This is a genomic window from Mesorhizobium sp. M2A.F.Ca.ET.037.01.1.1, from assembly GCF_003998075.1.
Classification (GTDB): Bacteria; Pseudomonadota; Alphaproteobacteria; order Rhizobiales; family Rhizobiaceae; genus Mesorhizobium.
The window spans coordinates 1-4,888 of sequence record NZ_RZSA01000484.1; the positions used below are offsets into that span (position 1 = coordinate 1).

Genomic DNA, 4,888 nt, shown 5'->3' on the forward strand with positions numbered 1-4,888 from the left:
AGATCGAGCGCTCCGAGCGAAGCCTCGACATCGGCCACAGCCTTGGCGAGGATGAAATTGGCGACGAGATCGCCCTTTTCGGCATGCTCGAAAACCTTCGGCGCGAAGCCGCCGAAATCGCCGGGCTTGGCGTTGGTGGTGAATTCGACCACGTCTTCCGGATTGTTGCGGAAGACCGCGAGCATGGCGTCGGTCAAGGGCGAGCCCGGACGGATGCCGTCATAGGCAAGCAGCGTCTGTTCCAGCAGGTCGCGGCCGATGCGGGCGCCGCTGCCCTGGTCGCCGACCTGGAAGCCCCAGCCGCCGATGGCGCGGGACTTGCCCTCTTTACGCGCCATATAGGCGGTGCCTGTCCCCAGGATGGCCATGGCGCCGTCACCGGAGCCGACCGCCCCCTCGAGCGCGATCTCGGCATCGGTTTCGACGCGGCTTCGGCTGAAGGGCAGGATTGCTTCGAGCTGCTGCCGGTAGGTGCCGACATTGGCGCCGGCCAACCCGAGAATGGCCGGTGTTTGCGGGATCAAATCCGGATCCGCGCCAGCCGCAAGGAAAGCCTGCCTGGCCGCTTCGATGATGTTGGCGCGGGCGCCGGTGAGATCGGTGCGGATGTTGGCGGCGCCGCTCTTGGCGCGGCCGACGACAACGCCGTCGACGGTCGCAAGGGCCGCCCTGCAGCTGGTGCCGCCGCCATCGATGCCAAGCACGAATTTCACGCGATTTCTCCTCGGGGCCGGATAATACCAATAAAATACCAATAGCCAAGAGTTAATTTCGGTTCAAAAAAGATTAAGCCGTATTTTATTGAAAAATCACGTTAATTTGCCGGAAAGCGAGTTCCGCCACCTGAAATTCGTTAATGCGTGTGGACAAGTGGTATTTTTTTGGTATTGTTCGTTCAGGTCGGAGGAAAATGGATGGCCGAGACGCGCACGGAAGCGCTTCACCAGAATGCCGAGGGGCTGGATGTCGAGGCCCCGGAAGCCATTCTGGCGTTCCTGGCCAACGCCCAGATCGAGGCCGCCAAGGCCGTGCACGGCGCCATTCCGGCGATCGCCGCCGCCGCCGAACTCATCGCGAAGCAGTTGAAGAGTGGCGGGAAACTTGCCTATGCGGCGGCCGGCAGTTCCGGCCTGATGGCGGTGGCCGACGCGCTGGAATTGCCTGGCACCTTCGGCATCGCCCGCGACCGGATCGCCATCCTGATCGCCGGCGGCGACAATGCCTTCCGCACGCTGGCAGGCGGCCCCGAGGACGACACCGAGGAAGCTTCGTCGGCTGTTGCCGCGGCCGCCATCGGCAAGGGCGACTGCCTGATCGCCATCTCCGCAAGCGGCTCCACCCCCTATGCGGTCCAGGCGCTGCAGGACGCACGCAGCCGCGGCGCGGCGACCATCGCCATCGCCAACAACCGGGGCGCCGCGCTGTTCAAGCAGGCCGATGTCGCCATCCTGCTCGAAACGCCACCGGAGCTGATCGCCGGCTCGACGCGCATGGGCGCGGGCACCGCGCAGAAGATCGCGCTCAACATGCTGTCGACGCTTGCCGCCATCCATCTTGGCCATGTCCATGACGGCTACATGGTCAATCTCACCGCCGACAACATCAAGCTGCGCGACCGCGCCGTGCGCATGGTCGCGGCCATCAGCGGCAAGAGCCGCGACGACGCCGCCCGCTTGCTCGAGAAGAGCGGGGGCGTGGTCAAGACCGCCATTCTGCTCGCCGCGGGCGCGGCAAACGCCGATGCGGCCGAGAAGATACTGGAAGGAACCGGCCAAAAGCTTCGGCCGGCGCTTTCCGAGATCGAGGGGAGCAAGGGGCGCTGAGCCTCTGTTCTCATCAAAACCGAACCTGAAAAAGGTCAACAGGGAGACTGAAGATGAAGACCAAACTACTGACGGCCCTTCTGCTCGGCACAAGCATCCTCGGCACGGGCATCCTCGGCACCACCGGGATGGCTCTGGCCGAGGACGTGACGCTCAACATCGAAAGCTGGCGCGGCGACGACCTGACCATCTGGAAGGACAAGCTGATCCCGGCCTTCGAAGCCAAGAACCCCGGCATCAAGGTGGTGTTCGCGCCTTCGGCTCCGACCGAGTATGACGCAGCGCTCGGCGCCAAGCTCGCCGCCGGCTCGGCCGGCGACCTGATCACCTGCCGCCCCTTCGACAAGTCGCTCGAGCTGTTCAAGAAGGGCAACCTCGCCGACATCTCCTCGCTGCCCGGCATGGAGAACTTCTCGCCCGTCGCCAAGGCCGCCTGGCAGACCGATGACGGCAAGTCGAGCTTCTGCGTGCCGATGGCTTCGGTCATCCACGGCTTCATCTACAACAAGGACGCCTTCGACAAGCTCGGCCTCAAGGTGCCGACCACCAACGAAGAGTTCTACGCCGTGCTCGACAAGATCAAGGCCGACGGCACCTACATCCCGATGGCGATGGGCACCAAGGATCTCTGGGAAGCCGCGACCATGGGCTACCAGAATATCGGCCCGAACTACTGGAAGGGCGAGGAAGGCCGCGCGGCCCTGATCAAGGGCGAGCAGAAGCTGACCGATGCCGACTGGGTCGAGCCCTACAAGGAACTGGCCAAGTGGAAGCCCTATCTGGGCGACGGCTTCGAGGCCCAGACCTACCCGGACAGCCAGAACCTGTTCACGCTCGGCCGCGCCGCCATCTACCCGGCCGGCTCGTGGGAGATCGGCCTGTTCAACACACAGGCGCAGTTCAAGATGGGCGCCTTCCCGCCGCCGGTGCAGAAGGCCGGCGATACCTGCTACATCTCCGACCATACCGATATCGGCATGGGCCTGAACGCGGCATCGAAGCATCCGGAAGAGGCCAAGAAGTTCCTGTCCTGGGTCGCTTCGCCTGATTTCGCCACCATCTATGCCAACGCGCTGCCGGGCTTCTTCAGCCTGAACTCGACGCCGGTGAAGATGGAAGACCCGCTGGCGCAGGAATTCGTCTCCTGGCGCGGCAAGTGCAAGTCGACGATCCGCTCGACCTACCAGATCCTGTCGCGCGGCACGCCGAACCTCGAGAACGAGACCTGGGTTGAATCGGCCAACGTGATCAACGGCACCGACACGCCGGAGGCCGCGGCCAAGAAGCTGCAGGACGGCCTCGACAGCTGGTACAAGCCGGCGAAGTAAAGTCGCAGGCAACGGGCCGGCCGGGAACATGCCCGGCCGGCATTCGAACAGCTGTTAGATAGCGATTGTCGGCGCAGCCTCCCGGTCTTACCCTCGATCTCGCGGGGAAAACGGAGCCGATCTGTCGCTGGCCTTGTCTTACCCCCAGAGGGGACAGCCAGGCCGTGCATCGAGGCATCAGCTAGCATCACCGAACTGGAACCCAGAGACGGCGGGGAACCGAACTCATGGACACCGAGACCATGGCTGCAGAAACGCGAGCGAAAAGACCCATACGCTGGCATGTCGGCGTCTTCCTGGCGCCGGCGGTGCTGGTCTACACCGCCTTCATGATCCTGCCGCTGTTCGGCACGCTGCAGCTCTCGCTGTTCCGCAACATCGAGCAGTCCCAGGTGTTTGTCGGCCTCGGCAATTTCCGCACGCTGTTCGGCGATCCGAACTGGTCGGTGAATTTCTGGAATGCGCTCAGGAACAATGTCTGGTTCTTCATCATCCACATGCTGGTGCAGAACCCGATCGGCATCCTGCTGGCAGCGCTGCTTTCCAGCCCCCGGCTGCGCTTCACCGCCTTCTATCGCACGGCGATCTTCGTGCCGACGATCCTGTCCTTCGTCATCGTCGGCTTCGCCTGGAAGCTGATCCTGTCGCCGATCTGGGGCGTGGCACCGCATCTGATGGATTTTGTCGGCTTGAAGAGCTTCTTCACGCCCTGGCTCGGCAAGGAGCAATACGCGCTGACCGCGCTCAGCCTGGTGTCGGTGTGGCAGTTCGTCGGCATCCCGATGATGCTGATCTACGCAGCGCTGCTGTCGATCCCGGACGAGGTGATCGAGGCGGCCGAATGCGACGGCATCACCGGCATGGCGCAGTTCTGGAAGATCAAGCTGCCGCTGATCCTGCCCTCGATCGGCATCATCTCGATCCTGACCTTCGTCGGCAATTTCAACGCCTTCGACCTGATCTACACCGCGCAGGGCGCGCTCGCCGGGCCGAACTATTCGACCGACATTCTCGGCACCTTCCTCTACCGCGCCTTCTTCGGCTTCCAGCTGCAGGTCGGCGATCCGAATATGGGCGCCGCGATCGCCACGATCATGTTCCTAATCATCCTCGCCGGCGTCTGCGTCTACCTGTTCCTCGTGCAGACGCGCCTGCGTCGCTACCAGTTCTGAGGCGCGCCATGAGCCTAGCCACCCGTTCCCTGCCCCGCACCATCGGCGCGCACGCGATCCTTATCACCTACACGGTGATCGCGCTGTTCCCGGTGATCCTGGTGGTGATGAATTCGTTCAAATCGCGCGCGGGCATCTTCGGCGCGCCGCTGACGCCGCCGACACCGAAGACCTTCGACCTGATCGGCTACACCACCGTGTTCGGCCAGGGCGATTTCTTCCACTATTTCCAGAACAGCCTCGTCGTCACTGTCGCCTCGCTGTTCTTCGTGCTTCTGTTCGGCGCGATGGCCGCCTTCGCGCTGTCGGAATACCGCTTCCGCGGCAACACGCTGATGGGGCTTTACCTGGCGCTCGGCATCATGATCCCGATCCGGCTCGGCACCGTCGCCATCCTGCAACTGATGGTGGCGAGCGGGCTGGTGAACACGCTGACGGCGCTGATCCTGGTCTACACCGCGCAGGGCCTGCCGCTGGCGATCTTCATCCTGTCGGAATTCATGAAGCAGGTGTCAAACGACCTGAAGAACGCCGGACGTATCGACGGGCTGTCGGAATATACGAT

Annotated in this window: 5 protein-coding genes; 4 read left to right on the forward strand and 1 reads right to left on the reverse strand. The window is 63.3% G+C overall.

Going from position 1 to position 4,888, the window contains the following annotated elements; translation table 11 throughout:
• On the reverse strand, positions 1–713 hold a 713-nt coding region (locus tag EOA27_RS22040; protein ID WP_127257159.1), incomplete at its 3' end, for an N-acetylglucosamine kinase.
• A gap of 201 nt (positions 714–914) precedes the next feature.
• Between EOA27_RS22040 and EOA27_RS22045 the strand changes: the two genes are divergently transcribed.
• The 4 genes from EOA27_RS22045 to EOA27_RS22060 form a co-directional block, all read left to right on the forward strand.
• On the forward strand, positions 915–1,823 hold the full coding sequence (locus tag EOA27_RS22045; RefSeq protein WP_126079955.1) for an N-acetylmuramic acid 6-phosphate etherase: 909 nt from the start codon (positions 915–917) through the stop codon (positions 1,821–1,823).
• 53 nt (positions 1,824–1,876) lie between these two features.
• On the forward strand, positions 1,877–3,151 hold the full coding sequence (locus EOA27_RS22050) for an ABC transporter substrate-binding protein (protein ID WP_126079956.1): 1,275 nt from the start codon (positions 1,877–1,879) through the stop codon (positions 3,149–3,151).
• Between the two features lie 242 nt (positions 3,152–3,393).
• Positions 3,394–4,323: a sugar ABC transporter permease gene (locus EOA27_RS22055; protein WP_126083605.1), complete on the forward strand. Its 930-nt coding sequence runs from the start codon at positions 3,394–3,396 to the stop codon at positions 4,321–4,323.
• Positions 4,324–4,331: 8 nt separating this feature from the next.
• Positions 4,332–4,888: carbohydrate ABC transporter permease (locus EOA27_RS22060; RefSeq protein WP_145970464.1), on the forward strand; the 557-nt coding region annotated here is incomplete at its 3' end.